The organism is Serratia sp. LTN-2 (genome assembly GCF_059740205.1).
The window spans coordinates 52,583-67,473 of the sequence record NZ_JCAXDO010000016.1 but is presented as its reverse complement, the minus strand read 5'-3'; the positions used below and the strand labels follow the sequence as shown (position 1 = coordinate 67,473).

The 14,891-nt window shown below is 60.3% G+C and carries 15 protein-coding genes; 9 read left to right on the top strand and 6 right to left on the bottom strand.

The window, feature by feature from the left end; all coding sequences use genetic code 11:
• Window positions 1-80: 80 nt before the first annotated feature.
• From gpsA to AC6BYQ_RS22835, 4 genes are read right to left on the bottom strand one after another with little or no spacing between them, the layout of a single operon-like run.
• Window positions 81-1,100, bottom strand: coding sequence for an NAD(P)H-dependent glycerol-3-phosphate dehydrogenase (gene gpsA / locus AC6BYQ_RS22850; protein ID WP_019452219.1), 1,020 nt, complete (start codon window positions 1,098-1,100; stop codon window positions 81-83).
• A complete protein-coding gene (secB, locus tag AC6BYQ_RS22845; RefSeq protein ID WP_004931139.1) occupies window positions 1,100-1,570 on the bottom strand; it encodes a protein-export chaperone SecB in 471 nt (156 codons plus the stop codon). Before secB ends, gpsA begins: the two co-directional genes overlap by 1 nt.
• Before the next feature lie 57 nt (window positions 1,571-1,627).
• Entirely contained in the window at window positions 1,628-1,876 is a 249-nt protein-coding gene (gene grxC, locus AC6BYQ_RS22840; protein WP_019452217.1) for a glutaredoxin 3, read from the bottom strand.
• Window positions 1,877-1,904: 28 nt separating this feature from the next.
• Window positions 1,905-2,339 (bottom strand): rhodanese-like domain-containing protein, encoded by a 435-nt coding sequence (locus AC6BYQ_RS22835; RefSeq protein WP_015379424.1) that lies wholly within the window; start codon window positions 2,337-2,339, stop codon window positions 1,905-1,907.
• A 297-nt stretch (window positions 2,340-2,636) separates the two neighbouring features.
• Here AC6BYQ_RS22835 and gpmM point away from each other — a divergent pair, with 297 nt between their 5' ends.
• From gpmM to AC6BYQ_RS22820, 3 genes are read left to right on the top strand one after another with little or no spacing between them, the layout of a single operon-like run.
• A complete protein-coding gene (gene gpmM, locus AC6BYQ_RS22830; protein ID WP_019452216.1) occupies window positions 2,637-4,181 on the top strand; it encodes a 2,3-bisphosphoglycerate-independent phosphoglycerate mutase in 1,545 nt (514 codons plus the stop codon).
• A 9-nt stretch (window positions 4,182-4,190) separates the two neighbouring features.
• The gene (gene envC, locus AC6BYQ_RS22825; protein ID WP_498057575.1) at window positions 4,191-5,525 is read left to right on the top strand and encodes a murein hydrolase activator EnvC; all 1,335 of its coding nucleotides are present in this window, start codon (window positions 4,191-4,193) and stop codon (window positions 5,523-5,525) included.
• A 2-nt stretch (window positions 5,526-5,527) separates the two neighbouring features.
• The gene (locus tag AC6BYQ_RS22820; protein ID WP_309530744.1) at window positions 5,528-6,481 is read left to right on the top strand and encodes a divergent polysaccharide deacetylase family protein; all 954 of its coding nucleotides are present in this window, start codon (window positions 5,528-5,530) and stop codon (window positions 6,479-6,481) included.
• A 40-nt stretch (window positions 6,482-6,521) separates the two neighbouring features.
• Here the strand turns inward: AC6BYQ_RS22820 and tdh are convergent, their stop codons facing one another.
• A complete protein-coding gene (gene tdh, locus AC6BYQ_RS22815; protein WP_016929697.1) occupies window positions 6,522-7,547 on the bottom strand; it encodes an L-threonine 3-dehydrogenase in 1,026 nt (341 codons plus the stop codon).
• A gap of 9 nt (window positions 7,548-7,556) precedes the next feature.
• On the bottom strand, window positions 7,557-8,753 hold the full coding sequence (gene kbl, locus AC6BYQ_RS22810; RefSeq protein ID WP_498057574.1) for a glycine C-acetyltransferase: 1,197 nt from the start codon (window positions 8,751-8,753) through the stop codon (window positions 7,557-7,559).
• A 240-nt stretch (window positions 8,754-8,993) separates the two neighbouring features.
• On the opposite strand from kbl, the gene rfaD reads away from it, so the two are divergent.
• From rfaD to AC6BYQ_RS22780, 6 genes are all read left to right on the top strand, one after another.
• Window positions 8,994-9,923, top strand: coding sequence for an ADP-glyceromanno-heptose 6-epimerase (gene rfaD / locus AC6BYQ_RS22805; protein ID WP_063918322.1), 930 nt, complete (start codon window positions 8,994-8,996; stop codon window positions 9,921-9,923).
• A 22-nt stretch (window positions 9,924-9,945) separates the two neighbouring features.
• Window positions 9,946-10,992 carry an ADP-heptose--LPS heptosyltransferase RfaF gene (rfaF, locus tag AC6BYQ_RS22800; RefSeq protein ID WP_432525949.1) on the top strand — a complete coding sequence of 349 codons (1,047 nt, stop codon included), beginning with the start codon at window positions 9,946-9,948 and terminating at the stop codon, window positions 10,990-10,992.
• Between the two features lie 2 nt (window positions 10,993-10,994).
• On the top strand, window positions 10,995-11,960 hold the full coding sequence (gene rfaC, locus AC6BYQ_RS22795; RefSeq protein WP_498057573.1) for a lipopolysaccharide heptosyltransferase RfaC: 966 nt from the start codon (window positions 10,995-10,997) through the stop codon (window positions 11,958-11,960).
• On the top strand, window positions 11,957-13,120 hold the full coding sequence (locus AC6BYQ_RS22790) for a glycosyltransferase (protein WP_498057572.1): 1,164 nt from the start codon (window positions 11,957-11,959) through the stop codon (window positions 13,118-13,120). The genes rfaC and AC6BYQ_RS22790 overlap by 4 nt, the downstream gene beginning before the upstream one ends.
• Complete coding sequence (locus AC6BYQ_RS22785; RefSeq protein WP_498057571.1) at window positions 13,117-14,349, top strand: O-antigen ligase family protein; 1,233 nt, start codon at window positions 13,117-13,119, stop codon at window positions 14,347-14,349. The genes AC6BYQ_RS22790 and AC6BYQ_RS22785 overlap by 4 nt, the downstream gene beginning before the upstream one ends.
• 19 nt (window positions 14,350-14,368) lie before the next feature.
• Window positions 14,369-14,891, top strand: a 523-nt coding sequence (locus AC6BYQ_RS22780) for an SDR family NAD(P)-dependent oxidoreductase (protein WP_498057570.1), incomplete at its 3' end; no start/stop codon positions are given.

The window sequence follows — 14,891 nt, the reverse complement described above, 5'->3', positions numbered from 1 at the left end:
ACGGGCCGCTTCACACGGTAGCGCGAAGCGGCCCAGGTCATTTGCGGGGTCAGCATGCTGCCCCGGCATATCGTTTTATGTCACACGCTGGGCTTTTCGTCCTTTCGGGCGCGCCCCAGCAGGCTCAGCGCCGCTTCGCGGGCGTCTTTATGGCAGTAAAGCACCTGATAAATCTGTTCGGTGATCGGCATTTCCACGCCGTGCCGCTGCGCCAGCGCCAACACCTCTTTGGTATTGCGATAGCCCTCGACAACCTGACCGATGCTGTCCTGCGCTTCCTGCACGCCTTTGCCCTGCCCCAGCATAATGCCGAAGCGGCGGTTGCGCGATTGGTTGTCCGTGCAGGTTAGCACCAGATCCCCCAGCCCCGCCATGCCCATGAACGTCGAAGGATCGGCGCCCAGCGCAGAACCCAGACGGCTCATTTCCGCCAGCCCGCGTGTAATCAACGCGGTACGAGCGTTGGCGCCGAAACCGATGCCGTCGGACATGCCGGCGCCGATGGCGATCACGTTCTTCACCGCGCCGCCAAGCTGCACGCCGATGAAATCGGGGTTGCTGTAGACGCGGAAGCTCTTGCCGCAGTGCAGCAGCCGTTGCAGATCGTCGGCGAACTGCGCATCGGTCGCCGCCAGCGCGATCGCCGTCGGCAGGCCGGCGGCCAGCTCTTTGGCGAACGTCGGCCCGGAGAGCACCGCCAGCGGGATCGCCTCGCCCAACGCTTCACGCGCCACGTCCTGCAGCAAGCGGCCGGTTTCCGCCTCCAGCCCTTTGGTGGCCCATACGATGCGGGCGTCCGGGCGCAGATGCGGCTTCAGCTGGCGCAGCACGTCGCCGAACACGTGGCTCGGCACCACCACCAGCACGTCGCGGCTGGCAGCCAGCGCACGCGCCAAATCGGCTTCAAGCAACAGCGTATCGGGGAAAGGAACGTCGGGCAGAAACGCCTGATTGCAGCGATCGTGCTGCAACGTTTGAATTTGCGCGGGGTTATGTCCCCACAACACCACGGGATGGCCGTTACGCGCCAGCGTAATGGCCAATGCGGTGCCGTACGAGCCGGCACCGATGACAGTCATTGAAGCATTGACGGTGTTCATCAGGCATCCTGATGTGGTGCGGCACCTTCGCCTTCCGCCTGCTGCTGCAGATAGTTCATGAACAGCGCGTCAAAGTTGACCGGTGCCAGGTTCAGCTGCGGGAAGGTACCGCGGGAAACCAGGCTGGTGATGCACTCACGCGCATACGGGAACAGGATGTTCGGGCAGTACGCGCCCAGGCAATGCGCCAGCTGCGTGCCTTCGATGCCTGCTACCGAGAAGATGCCCGCCTGCTGCACTTCGCACAGGAACGCGGTCTCTTCGCCCAGGGTCGCCGTCACGGTTACGCGCAGTACCACTTCATACACTTCGTCAGCCAGCTGGCTGGACGCGGTATCCAGATCAAGTTTAACTTCCGGCTGCCATTCCTGCTGGAAAACCTGCGGCGCGTTCGGCGCTTCGAAGGAGATGTCCTTGGTATAAATACGTTGGATCTGGAAAGCCATTTCAGTGCTGTTTTGTTCTGACATGTGAGTAATACCCTTGGTTAAACGTCCTTATTGACACTCGATGAACCGGCAAGCGGCTTAAAGCAGCGGATCCAGGCCGCCGCGAGCATCGAGTTCATATAAATCATCACAGCCGCCGATATGCCGGCCGTCGATGAAAATCTGCGGCACGGTGGTGCGCCCGCTGCGCTCGATCATCACTTCGCGCTTGGCGCTATCGCCGTCGATGGCGATCTCGTTAAACGCCGCGCCCTTGCTGTTCAGCAGCGCCTTGGCGCGATGGCAGAACGGGCAGGTCGCTTTGGTGTAGATATCAATGTTAGCCATGGATTGCCACCTCAAATAGGTTAAACGGTTACTTACCGCGCACCAGCGGCAGGTTTTCTCCGCTCCAGCCGGCAATGCCGTCTTTCAGCATAGTCACCTTTTCAAAACCGGCCTTGCTCAGGTTCTCCGCCGGCTCGCGGGAGGCGGTGCCGTTGGCGCACACGACGATGATCGGCTGCGCTTTGTGTTTTTCCAGCTCGCCCAGGCTGCCGTTTTTGATTTCGCTGGCGGTCAGGTTGATGGCGTTGGCCAGGTGACCACGGCGGAAATCGTCGCGGCTGCGGGTGTCGACCACCACGGCTTCTTCTTTGTTGATCAGGCGAATAGCTTCACCGCGGGCGATCTCTTTGACCTTGGAGAAACGGCTTTTGAACGTCATGACGATCACGGCGACCAGCAGAGCGATCCAAGCCAGGCTCAGAATAGGGTGTCTGCTTACGAATGGCATAATTTCTTGCAGCATGGGGTGTAACAACTCCCGTCAGTTAAGGGATAAATAAGTCAAGGTTCCAGAGTATACCTGCCGAGTGCGGCAAATACAGCCAATAAGCAAGCGCGATTGTAGAAACTGCGGGCTGCGCTGAGAAATTCCCGACGTTAGAGCATAAAAGCCCGCGCGATTCGCCGCAACCTTGATCTCTTTGGGCTATTTATCGCCGGCGGCGGTGTAAAATCAGCCGGTTTTTCGAGGGCGAATAGCCATGCTTGCGGCGGGCGCATGGCTATTCGCAGCTTAAAAAGTTCATAAGAGGTCAATGCAATGTCGAGCAACAAAAAACCGATGGTACTGGTGATCCTGGACGGTTACGGCCACCGTGAAGAGCGGGAGGACAACGCGATCCTGAACGCCGGCACCCCGGTGATGGATCGCCTGTGGAAGGAGCAGCCGCATACGCTGATCGCCGCTTCCGGGCTGGATGTCGGCCTGCCCGACGGGCAAATGGGCAACTCCGAAGTCGGTCATGTCAACCTGGGCGCCGGGCGCATCGTGTATCAGGATCTGACCCGGCTGGACAAAGCGATCGCCGACGGCGACTTCTTCGCCAACCCGGTGCTGACTGCCGCCGTCGACAAGGCAGTGGCGGCCGGCAAGGCGGTGCATATCATGGGCCTGCTGTCGCCGGGCGGCGTGCACAGCCACGACGAGCACATCTTGGCCATGATCAAGCTGGCCGCCCAGCGCGGCGCCAAAGCCATCTATCTGCACGCCTTCCTCGACGGGCGCGACACCCCGCCACGCAGCGCCGAAGCCCCGCTGCAACGCTGCCGCGATGCCTTCGCCGCGCTGGGCGTCGGGCGCATCGCTTCGCTGATCGGGCGTTATTACGCGATGGACCGCGACAACCGCTGGGATCGCGTGCAGCTGGCCTATGACCTGCTGACCGCGGCCAAAGGCGACTACCTGGCCGACGATGCGGCTGCCGGCTTGCAGGCCGCCTATGAACGCGGTGAAAACGACGAGTTCGTCAGACCGACCGTCATTCGCGCCGCCGGTGAGGCCGATGCCGCGATGCAGGACGGCGACGCGTTGATCTTCATGAACTTCCGCGCCGACCGCGCGCGCCAGATCACCCGCGCCTTCGTGAACGCGGATTTTGACGGTTTCCCGCGCGCCAAGCGGGTGCAGTTCGGCGATTTCGTGATGCTGACCGAGTACGCTGCCGACATCGCGACCGCCTGCGCCTATCCGCCGGCGTCGCTGGCCAACACCTTCGGCGAATGGCTGATGAAGCACGACAAAACCCAGCTGCGCATCTCGGAAACCGAAAAATACGCCCACGTCACCTTCTTCTATAACGGCGGCGTGGAAGCGCCGTTCAAGGGCGAAGACCGCGTGCTGGTCAACTCGCCGAAGGTCGCCACCTACGATCTGCAGCCGGAGATGAGCGCCGCCGAGCTGACCGACAAGCTGCTGAGCGCCATCCGCAGCGGCAAATACGACGCCATTATCTGCAACTACCCGAACGGCGACATGGTGGGGCATACCGGCGTGTATGAAGCGGCGGTCAAAGCGGTGGAAACGCTGGACGCGTGCATCGCTCAGGTGGTTGACGCCGTGCGCGACGTCGATGGCCAGCTGCTGATCACCGCCGATCACGGCAACGCCGAACAGATGCGCGATCCGGCCACCGGGCAGGCGCACACCGCCCACACCAGCCTGCCGGTGCCGCTGATTTACGTCGGCAAACCGGCGCGGGCGGTCGAAGGCGGCAAGCTTTCGGACATCGCGCCAACCCTGCTAACACTGATGGGAATGGAAATCCCGCAAGAGATGACTGGTAAGCCGCTGTTCATCGTGGAATAATCCTTCTCCATGAGGGAGAAGGCGTTTTTTGCACTATCAAGGGTAACCCGAAGCGCAAACGCAGGCAGCCGAACGCTGCCTGAACGCACCGCGCCAAGGACGTTCACCGCCATGTGCGCCAGCGTATTTTGCGCTGGCGTCTTGCTGTTGCCGCTCGCCGGCCAGGCGGCGGAAGACAATAAATCCCAGCTGAAAGACATCCAGCAGAGCATCGCCGAGAAAGAAAAAGCGGTGAAGCAGCAGCAACAGCAGCGCAGCTCGCTGCAAGATCAGCTGCGTCAGCAGGAAAAAACCATCGCCCAGGCCAGCCGCCAGTTGCGCGACACCCAGGGCACGCTCACCCAGCTGGGCAAGGACATTTCCGGCCTGAACGCCTCGATCGCCAAGCTGCAAAAGCAGCAGTCGACCCAACAAAACCTCCTCGCCAAACAGCTCGACGCCGCCTTCCGGCAAGGGCAGCACAGCGCCGTGCAGCTGATCCTCAGCGGTGAAGAAAGCCAGCGCAGCGAACGTATTCTGGCCTATTTCGGCTATCTGAACGAAGCGCGTCAGAAAACCATCGAAGAGCTGAAGCAGACCCGCGCTGAACTGGCGAAGCAAAAAACCACGCTGGTGGCCAAACAGGGCCAGCAAAAATCCCTCCTGGGCGAGCAACAGACGCAGCAGCAGAAGCTGGAGCAGGCGCGCGGCGCCCGCAAGCAAACGCTGACCGCGCTGGAAGCCTCGCTGGAAAAAGACCAACAACGCCTGGTGGAACTGCGCCAGAACGAAGCCCGCATGCGCGACAAGATCGCCCGGGCGGAGCGCGAAGCCCGTGCGCGCGCCGAACGCGAAGCGCGTGAAGCGGCCAAGGTGCGCGAACAGGTGCGCATCAAGGAACAGCAGGCGAAGAAAACCGGCACCACCTACAAACCGAGCGAAGCCGATCGCTCGCTGATGGCGCGTACCGGCGGCCTCGGTCGTCCGGCCGGCCAGCTGATGTGGCCGGTGCGCGGCCGCACGCTGCACGGCTTTGGCGAACCGCAGCAGGGCGAGCTACGCTGGAAAGGCATGGTGATTGAAGCCCGCGAAGGCAGCGAAGTGAAAGCCGTCGCCGATGGCCGCGTGCTGCTGGCCGACTGGCTGCAAGGCTATGGCCTGATGGTGGTGGTCGAACACGGTAAAGGCGACATGAGCGTGTACGGCTACAACCAAAGCGCGTTGGTCAACGTCGGGGCGCAGGTGCGCGCCGGCCAGCCGATCGCTCTGGTAGGCACCAGCGGCGGCCAGGGAACGCCGTCGCTCTATTTCGAAATCCGTCGTCAGGGACAGGCGGTTAACCCACTGCCGTGGTTGGGAAGATAGATTTGCGCTATGTCAAAACCCGTACAGCTCTGTTAATCGGCTGTCTGCTGCAGGTTTACGCTGCGCAGGCAGGGAAACTCTCCATCGTCATCGATGACGTGGGCTACCGCCCTCACGAAGAAAACGCGGTGCTGCAAATGCCGACGGCGATCTCGGTCGCGGTGTTGCCCAACGCGCCACATGCCCGCCTGATGGCCACCCGCGCCCACAGCCAGGGCCGCGAAGTCTTGATCCACATGCCGATGGCGCCGCTCAGCAAGCAGCCGCTGGAGCGCGATACTCTGCAGCCCTCCATGAGCAGCGAAGAGATCCAGCGCATCATCCGCAACGCGGTGAACAACGTGCCTTATGCGGTCGGCATGAACAACCACATGGGCAGCGCCATGACCTCCAGCCTGCCGGGCATGCAGAAAGTGATGCAGGCGCTCGAAAGCTATCGTCTGTATTTCCTCGACAGCATGACCATCGGCAGCAGTCAGGCAACCCGCGCTGCGGCCGGCACCGGCGTGAAAGTGATCAAACGCAAGGTGTTCCTCGACGATACCGCAAACGAGGCCGACATCCGCCGTCAGTTCAACCGCGCGGTCGAATTGGCGCGGCGCAACGGCTCCGCCATCGCCATTGGCCACCCGCGCCCGGCGACGGTGAAAGTGCTGCAGCAGATGCTGCCGTCGCTGCCCGCCGATATCGTGCTGGTCAAGCCGAGCGCACTGCTGAACGAACCGCAGGGCAACGGCGGCGGCAGCTACGTCCCACCGCCGGTTAAACCGCAGAAACCGCAGCCGAAGAACCCGTTCAGCGGCGGCATCAAGCAGTGCAAGGTCAAACCGCCGAAGGAAAGTACCAACGCCGGCACCGCGCTGGGCGTCATCGCCGACAGCATCGCCACTTCGCCACCGGTGACCTTCATCAAGCGTCATTGGCAGCACTGGACGCAAGCCAAACCGCAAGCATAAAAAAGGGCCGGAATTCCGGCCCTTTTCACGTCTGCCGAGATTAATCCCAGCTCAGCACCACTTTGCCCGACTTGCCGGAGCGCATGGCGTCGAAGCCCTGCTGGAACTCGTCGATCGAGAAACGGTGGGTGATGATCGGGGTCAAATCCAGGCCGGACTGGATCAGCGCCGCCATCTTGTACCAGGTCTCGAACATTTCGCGACCGTAAATCCCTTTGATAAACAGCCCTTTGAAGATGACCTGGTTCCAGTCGATCGACATATCCGAAGGCGGAATGCCCAGCATGGCGATGCGGCCGCCGTGGTTCATCGCATTAAGCAGCGTGCGGAAGGCCGGCGGCGCGCCGGACATTTCCAGGCCGACGTCGAACCCTTCGGTCATGCCCAGTTCGGCCATCACGTCGCTGAGGTTTTCCTTGCTGACGTTCACCGCACGGGTCACGCCCATCTTGCGCGCCAGTTCCAGACGGTATTCGTTAACGTCGGTGATCACCACATGGCGAGCACCGACGTGTTTGCACACCGCCGCCGCCATGATACCGATCGGGCCGGCGCCGGACACCAGCACATCTTCCCCGACCAGATCGAACGACAGCGCGGTGTGCACCGCGTTACCGAACGGATCGAAGATCGACGCCAGTTCGTCGGAGATGTTATCCGGGATCTTGAAGGCGTTGAACGCCGGGATCACCAGGTATTCCGCGAAGCTGCCCGGACGGTTCACGCCCACGCCGACGGTGTTGCGGCACAGGTGTGTGCGGCCGCCGCGGCAGTTGCGGCAATGGCCGCAGGTGATATGCCCTTCGCCGGACACGCGATCGCCGATGCTGAAGCCTTTGACTTCCTGACCGATCGCCACCACTTCGCCCACGTATTCATGGCCGACCACCATCGGGACCGGAATGGTTTTTTGCGACCACTCGTCCCAGTTGTAGATATGCACATCGGTGCCGCAGATCGCGGTTTTGCGGATTTTGATCATGATGTCGTTGTGGCCCAGCTCCGGCTGAGGCACGTCGGTCATCCAAATCCCTTCTTCCGCTTTCAGTTTTGACAGTGCTTTCATGGTTTTACCTTATGCAATAACGCCAAGATCCTTACCGATACGTGTAAACGCCGCCACTGCGCGTTCGATTTGCTCCGGGGTGTGGTCGGCGGACATCTGGGTACGAATGCGCGCCTGGCCTTTCGGCACCACCGGATAGAAGAAACCGGTCACATAGATGCCTTCCTTGAGCAACGCATTGGCGAACTCCTGCGCCAGCTTCGCCTCACCCAGCATCACCGGGATGATGGCGTGATCGGCGCCGGCCAGGATGAAGCCGGCGGCGGTCATTTTTTCGCGGAACAGCCGCGCGTTGGCCCACAGGCGATCGCGCAGGGCATCGCCCTCTTCCAGCAGTTCCAGCACTTTGATCGACGCGGCGACGATCGCCGGCGCCAGCGAGTTGGAGAACAGGTACGGGCGCGAACGCTGGCGCAGCCACTCCACCACTTCTTTCTTGGCGGCGGTATAGCCGCCGGAAGCGCCACCCAGCGCCTTGCCTAACGTACCGGTGATGATATCGACGCGGCCCATCACTTCGCAGTATTCATGAGTACCGCGCCCGTTGGCGCCGACAAAGCCTACTGCGTGGGAGTCATCCACCATCACCAGCGCCTGATATTCGTCCGCCAAATCGCACACCCCTTTCAGGTTGGCGATCACGCCGTCCATCGAGAATACGCCGTCGGTGGCGATCAGAATGTGACGCGCGCCGTCGGCTTTAGCCTGCTTCAGCTGCGCGGCCAGCTCGGTCATGTCGTTATTGGCGTAGCGATAGCGCTTGGCCTTGCACAGGCGCACGCCGTCGATGATCGACGCGTGGTTCAGCGCATCGGAGATAATGGCGTCTTCCGGGCCAAGCAGGGTTTCGAACAACCCGCCGTTGGCGTCGAAGCAGGAGGAGTACAAGATCGCGTCTTCCATGCCCAGGAAGGCCGCCAGTTTCTGTTCCAGCTGTTTGTGGCTGTCCTGGGTGCCGCAGATGAAGCGCACCGACGCCATGCCGAAACCGTGGCTGTCCATCCCCGACTTGGCGGCGGCGATCAGCGCCGGATGGTTGGCCAGGCCCAGGTAGTTATTGGCGCAGAAGTTGATCACATGGCTGCCGTCGGCGACGGCGATATCCGCCTGTTGCGCGGAGGTGATGATACGTTCTTCCTTGAACAGCCCTTCACTACGAGTGGCGGCAAGCTGTTGTTCCAACTGCTGATAAAAAGACGCTGACATTCGGTTATCTCCAGGATTGGGCTATTTGCGGCATATTTTACTGATTTGTAACCAAACTGACGAGAATGCGCGGGAGAGAATATTAAAATTGCAGCAGATATCACGGCAAAAAGCGGACTTCAATGGCAATGCGGGATATTCGGAGCCCTTACGCTGTTTGCCGCGGCATGAAATGCTATGATAACCGCCATTGAGCGTGGGGCATTGTGCTCCACCAGGCAGCTTAGCAGGGGTAACCCAATGATTATCGTCACAGGCGGCGCCGGCATGATCGGCAGCAACATCATTAAGGCACTGAACGACAAGGGATATCGCGATATCCTGGTGGTGGATAACCTGAAAGACGGCACCAAATTCGTCAACCTGGTCGATCTGGACATCGCCGACTATGTCGATAAAGAAGACTTTATCGCCAGCATCGTGGCCGGCGACGATCTGGGTGATATCGAAGCGGTCTTCCACGAAGGTGCCTGCTCCGCGACCACCGAGTGGGACGGCAAGTACATGATGGACAATAACTATCAGTACTCCAAAGACCTGCTGCACTACTGCCTGGATCGCGAAATTCCGTTCCTGTACGCCTCCTCCGCCGCCACTTACGGCGGCCGCGAAGAGTTCATCGAAGAGCGCCAATATGAAGCGCCGCTCAATGTGTACGGCTACTCCAAATTCCTGTTCGATCAGTACGTGCGCGAGATCCTGCCGGAAGCGGACTCGCAGATCTGCGGCTTCCGCTACTTCAACGTTTACGGCCCGCGCGAAGGCCACAAAGGCAGCATGGCCAGCGTCGCCTTCCACCTGAACACCCAAATCAACCGCGGCGAAAACCCGAAACTGTTCGCCGGCAGCGAAAACTTCAAGCGTGACTTCATCTACGTCGGCGACGTGGCGGCGGTCAACCTGTGGTTCTGGGAAACCGGCAAATCCGGCATCTTCAACTGCGGCACCGGCCGGGCGGAAACCTTCCAGGCGGTGGCCGACGCGGTGGTGGACTTCCACCAGAAGGGCGCGGTGGAATACATCGAGTTCCCGGAGAAGCTGAAGGGCCGCTATCAGGCGTACACCCAGGCCGATCTGACCAAGCTGCGCGCCGCCGGCTACGACGCACCGTTCAAAACGGTCGCCGAAGGCGTGAAAGAGTACATGGCCTGGTTGAACCGCACCGCATAAGCTGAAGGAACTAACGCTGGGTATGAAAATACTGGTTATCGGCCCTTCTTGGGTTGGCGACATGATGATGTCGCAAAGTCTCTATCGCACCCTGAAGGCCGAATACCCGTCGGCGGAGATCGATGTGATGGCGCCGGCCTGGTGCCGCCCGCTGCTGGCGCGCATGCCGGAAGTCAATCAGGCGCTGGCGATGCCGCTGGGCCACGGCGCGCTGGGGCTCGGCGAGCGCCGCCGCCTGGGGCGCGCCCTGCGCGCCAACCGTTACGATCGCGCTTACGTTCTGCCCAACTCGTTCAAATCCGCGCTAGTGCCCTTCTTCGCCGATATCCCGCAGCGCACCGGCTGGCGAGGCGAAATGCGTTACGGCCTGCTGAACGACGTCCGCGTGCTCGACAAGGCGGCCTTCCCGCTGATGGTGCAGCGCTACGTGGCGCTGGCCTATGACAAAGGCCGCATTCAGCGCGCCGACGATCTGCCGCAGCCGCTGCTGTGGCCGCAGCTGCAGGTGAGCGACGAAGAGATCGCCGAAACCACTTCTGCCTTTAACCTGACCGACAGCCGACCGATCGTCGGCTTCTGCCCGGGCGCGGAGTTCGGCCCCGCCAAGCGCTGGCCGCATTATCACTACGCAACGCTGGCTCAGCAGCTGATCGAGAGCGGCTATCAGGTCGCGCTGTTCGGTTCGGCGAAAGACCACGAAGCCGGTGAACAGATCCGCGCCGCATTGCAGGACGACGCGCGCGATTTCTGCCTCAACCTGGCCGGGAAAACCCAGCTGGAGCAGGCGGTTATCCTGATCGCGGCCTGTCGGGCGGTGGTCAGCAACGACTCCGGTTTAATGCACGTTGCCGCCGCGTTGAACAAACCGCTGATAGCCTTGTACGGCCCAAGTAGCCCCGACTTCACGCCGCCGCTCTCCGACAAGGCGCGCGTTATCCGTTTGATCAGCGGCTACCACAAGGTGCGTAAAGGCGATGCCGATCAGGGATACCACCAAAGTTTGATCGATATTCAGCCGCAGCAAGTGTTGGACGCGCTGACGCCGTTGCTTGTCGCCAGCGAGGAATAGTCATGCAGGTGTTAATCGTAAAAACCTCCTCGATGGGGGACGTGCTGCATACGCTGCCCGCCCTGACCGACGCACTGCAGGCCATTCCCGATATCCGCTTCGACTGGGTGGTGGAAGAAGGCTTCAGCCAAATCCCCACCTGGCACCCGGCGGTGGACCGCGTGATCCCGGTGGCCATTCGCCGCTGGCGTAAAAACTGGTTCGGCAACGACACCCGGCAGCAGCGCTGCGACTTCAAGCGCGCGCTGCAAGAACGCCGCTACGATGTGGTGATCGACGCACAGGGCCTGATCAAAAGCGCCGCGCTGATCACGCGCATCGCCAAGGGCAACAAGCATGGCCCCGACTGCAAGAGCGCACGCGAGCCGTTCGCCAGCTGGTTCTACAACGTTCGCCATGAGATAGACAAACAGCAGCACGCGGTGGAACGCACGCGCGAGCTGTTCGCCAAAAGCCTCGGTTACGACAAACCGGGCAGCTACGGCGATTACGCCATCGCCGCGCGTTTTCTCAGCAGTCCGCCGGCCGATGCCGGACAGTATTTGGTGTTTTTGCACGCTACGACCCGTGACGATAAACACTGGCCGGAGCAAAACTGGCGTGAGCTGATCGCGCTGACGGCCGACAGCGGACTGAAGATCAAACTGCCGTGGGGCGCAGAGCATGAACATCAGCGCGCGCTGCGGTTGGCGGAAGGTTTTTCACATGTCGAGGTGCTGCCGAAGCTCAGCCTGCAGCAGGTGGCCGAAGTGCTGGCCGGCGCCAAAGGGGTGGTCTCGGTCGACACCGGGCTAAGCCATTTGACCGCCGCGCTCGACAAACCGAACATCACGCTGTTCGGGCCGACCGATCCCGGCCTGATCGGCGGCTACGGGCAGAATCAACGGTCGCTCGTTGCCAACGATCGCCATATGGGATCCCTCTCCGCCCACGAGGTATTCGTTTTGCTGCAGGAACAAACGCTATGAAACGGCTGCACGTTATCAATCTGGAAAAAATGGGCGGGGCTGAGAAAATATTTCTGCAATTCCTGGCCAACACCACCTCAGGCAGCGACAGCATCCTGTGCATCAGCAACAAGATCGGCGCAGAGATCGCGCGTGAACTGGGCGATACGCCGCTGACGTTCGCCAACCGGATCGTCAGCGGCAGCTCGCTGAAATACCCTGTATTTATGCGTAAAGCGGCGCTGTTGCGAAAAATCGAACGGCAGCAAGCCGACCTGGTGATCTTCTGGGATTTCGTCCCCAATCTGGCGCGTAAAATCCGCGGCAGCCAAACCCTTTATTACGATCATGGCTGCTCATGGCGTTATCCGTTAACCCGAAAAACACTCGGCTTCTTTGAAAAAGTGGACGGCTGCATCGCCGTCAGCCACGCCTCGAAACGCGTGATGGAAGAGCGCTTCAAGCTCACCTGCCCGATCGAGATTGTCAGCAACTGCGTGCCGCCACCCGCCGCCGTAACGCCCAAAACGCAACCGCCCGGCCCACGGATATGCCTGGGTACCGCCTCTCGCCTGGTTTCTCTCAAAGGCATCGGCGTATCTATCCTGACGCTGCAGGCGTTGCTGAAAATGAACATTGACGCAGAACTCCATATCGCCGGCAAAGGGCCCGATGAGGACGTGCTGCGAGCGCTGATAGAAAAATTAGGCCTGCAACAGCAGGTGCGCTTCCTCGGTTTCCGCCAGGACCTGACGGAATTCTTCGCGAAAATCGATTTCTATATCAGCTCGCCGGTCACCGAACCTTTTGGCTTGTCTTGCATGGAGGCGCTATTCCACGGCGTCCCGGTGATATTCCCGCTGATCGATGGCCAGCCGGAAGTGATCCCCGACGGTAAATGCGGCATCGGCATCACCCCCACGCTGACTTTCGCGCAGTATCAGTCGCTGACCGGCATCGACATCGACTTCCCGCATCAGGTGTTCAACGCAGTGACCCAACGCATGATGGATCCTCTGGTGCTGTCACCGCAGGCGTGTGCGCGCGAAATTGCCGCCGTGTTGACGCAAAACCAGTACCTGACCATGAGCAACAACGCGCTGCAACACGCCCGCGATCATTTTGATTACGCTCAGTTCGTCCAGGCACTGGAGCGAGGTTTCGCATGCTTCGCCAAATGAAAACCATCAATGCCATGACGCTTGCATTCGTTTTAGCCGCCATCGCGGTCTCAACCCCCCTGACTGACACCACGCTTAACCGCAACGCGTTTTATCTGTCCGCGCTCATTGCCGTCATTACCCTGCTTATACGCCGCCCACGCAGCATTCCGCGTGAAGCAGCGATAGTTGCGCTTGGCGTGTTTATCGTCGGGCTGAGCCAACTCCTCTGGCATTGGCGTTTTCCGGCCGTCAGCATGATGGAGGCCGATGAGGACTACCTCACCACATCGCTGCGGCTGATGGTGGGCGCAGCGCTGATATTGGCGCTGGGTACGCTGCGCGACAGCTGGGGCCGAAAAACGCTGCTTATGGTTAAGGTGCTGATCGTCGTCGGCTTCTTTTACACCTCATACATGGGGCTGTATTACTACCTGAAAAACCCGAGCGTACGTTTGGAAATCAAGACGGTTTCCACCATGACCGCCTACATTTACGTTTTGCAGTCGCTGCTGACGATACATGTCATTGCATCGTTGAACCTGCGCCGCAAATCGTTGGTCATCGCGGCGGTCATTTTGATCACTCTCGGGCTGATTTTACTGACCGAAACGCGCTCTTCACTGTTGCTTTACCCAGTCATTCTGTTGATGATGTTTGGCCGCAGACACCATATCTCACTCCGCACGATGGCGATCGCCTGCGTCATTGCGCTGCTCGCCGCCGTTATCACCAACCATTTCTTCAGCAATGCCACTGACCGGCTGATTGGCACCGCTACCGAGCTGGGCAACTATCAAAAAGGCGACGGCAACTCGTCAGTGGGTTCACGCATCAGCATGTGGAAAGCGGGCATCGACGCGATCCTCCAGCACCCTAACGGCCAAAGCACTGCCACCCGTTTGGCTTCGGCCACCGATTACATCAACCGGAACGAAGGCGGTAACCCTGAAGCGTTGCGCAACCTGGTGTTCCACCTGCATAACGATGTGATTGAAGCGGGCTCTCTACAAGGCCTCATCGGTCTGGCGGCAGTCGTCCTGTTTTACCTGCTGACGTTTTACGCCAGCCGCCTTGGCGCCACGGCGCGGCCCATCTTGCTGCTGGTGCTGCTGCCTACGGTCGTGATTGGCATGGTGGATAGCTTGTTCATCGATCACCGTTATGTGACCAACTTGACGTTGCTGCTGGCCATTTACCTGTGCCTGTCGCCTTCAGCAACCGCGAACGCAGGCCCAAACGAAAAATAATCAACGTGAAGGAGGCTCAATGGCTATTTTAGTGACTGGCGGCGCCGGGTATATCGGTTCGCATACCGTGCTGGCGCTGCTGGAACGCAATGAAGACGTCGTGGTGCTGGATAACCTGGCGAACGCCTCTGCGGCTTCGCTGCAGCGCGTTGCGGAGCTCGCGGGCAAAGCAGCCATTTTCTATCCTGATGATGTTCAGGACCGAACGGCGCTAAAGCGCATCTTCGCCGAGCATGACATCTCTTCCGTCATCCATTTCGCCGGCTTGAAATCGGTCGGGGAATCCACTGCCAAACCGCTGGAGTACTATCAGAATAACCTCGGCGGCACGCTGGTCTTGCTGGATGAAATGCGCCAGGCCGGCGTGCACCAGTTTATTTTCAGCTCTTCCGCCACGGTCTACGGTACGCCGGAACAGGTTCCACTGCGTGAAACGTCACGCACCGGGGGCACCACCAACCCTTACGGCACTTCCAAACTGATGGTGGAGCAGATCCTGCAGGATTTCGCGAAAGCGGAACCGGATTTCGCCATCACCATCC

Coding starts and splice junctions, on each gene's coding strand:
- gpsA (WP_019452219.1), bottom strand. CDS start 1,100: ATGAACACCGTCAATGCTTCAATGACTGTCATCGGTGCCGGCTCGTAC.
- secB (WP_004931139.1), bottom strand. CDS start 1,570: ATGTCAGAACAAAACAGCACTGAAATGGCTTTCCAGATCCAACGTATT.
- grxC (WP_019452217.1), bottom strand. CDS start 1,876: ATGGCTAACATTGATATCTACACCAAAGCGACCTGCCCGTTCTGCCAT.
- AC6BYQ_RS22835 (WP_015379424.1), bottom strand. CDS start 2,339: ATGCTGCAAGAAATTATGCCATTCGTAAGCAGACACCCTATTCTGAGC.
- gpmM (WP_019452216.1), top strand. CDS start 2,637: ATGTCGAGCAACAAAAAACCGATGGTACTGGTGATCCTGGACGGTTAC.
- envC (WP_498057575.1), top strand. CDS start 4,191: ATGAGGGAGAAGGCGTTTTTTGCACTATCAAGGGTAACCCGAAGCGCA.
- tdh (WP_016929697.1), bottom strand. CDS start 7,547: ATGAAAGCACTGTCAAAACTGAAAGCGGAAGAAGGGATTTGGATGACC.
- kbl (WP_498057574.1), bottom strand. CDS start 8,753: ATGTCAGCGTCTTTTTATCAGCAGTTGGAACAACAGCTTGCCGCCACT.
- rfaD (WP_063918322.1), top strand. CDS start 8,994: ATGATTATCGTCACAGGCGGCGCCGGCATGATCGGCAGCAACATCATT.
- rfaF (WP_432525949.1), top strand. CDS start 9,946: ATGAAAATACTGGTTATCGGCCCTTCTTGGGTTGGCGACATGATGATG.
- rfaC (WP_498057573.1), top strand. CDS start 10,995: ATGCAGGTGTTAATCGTAAAAACCTCCTCGATGGGGGACGTGCTGCAT.
- AC6BYQ_RS22790 (WP_498057572.1), top strand. CDS start 11,957: ATGAAACGGCTGCACGTTATCAATCTGGAAAAAATGGGCGGGGCTGAG.
- AC6BYQ_RS22785 (WP_498057571.1), top strand. CDS start 13,117: ATGAAAACCATCAATGCCATGACGCTTGCATTCGTTTTAGCCGCCATC.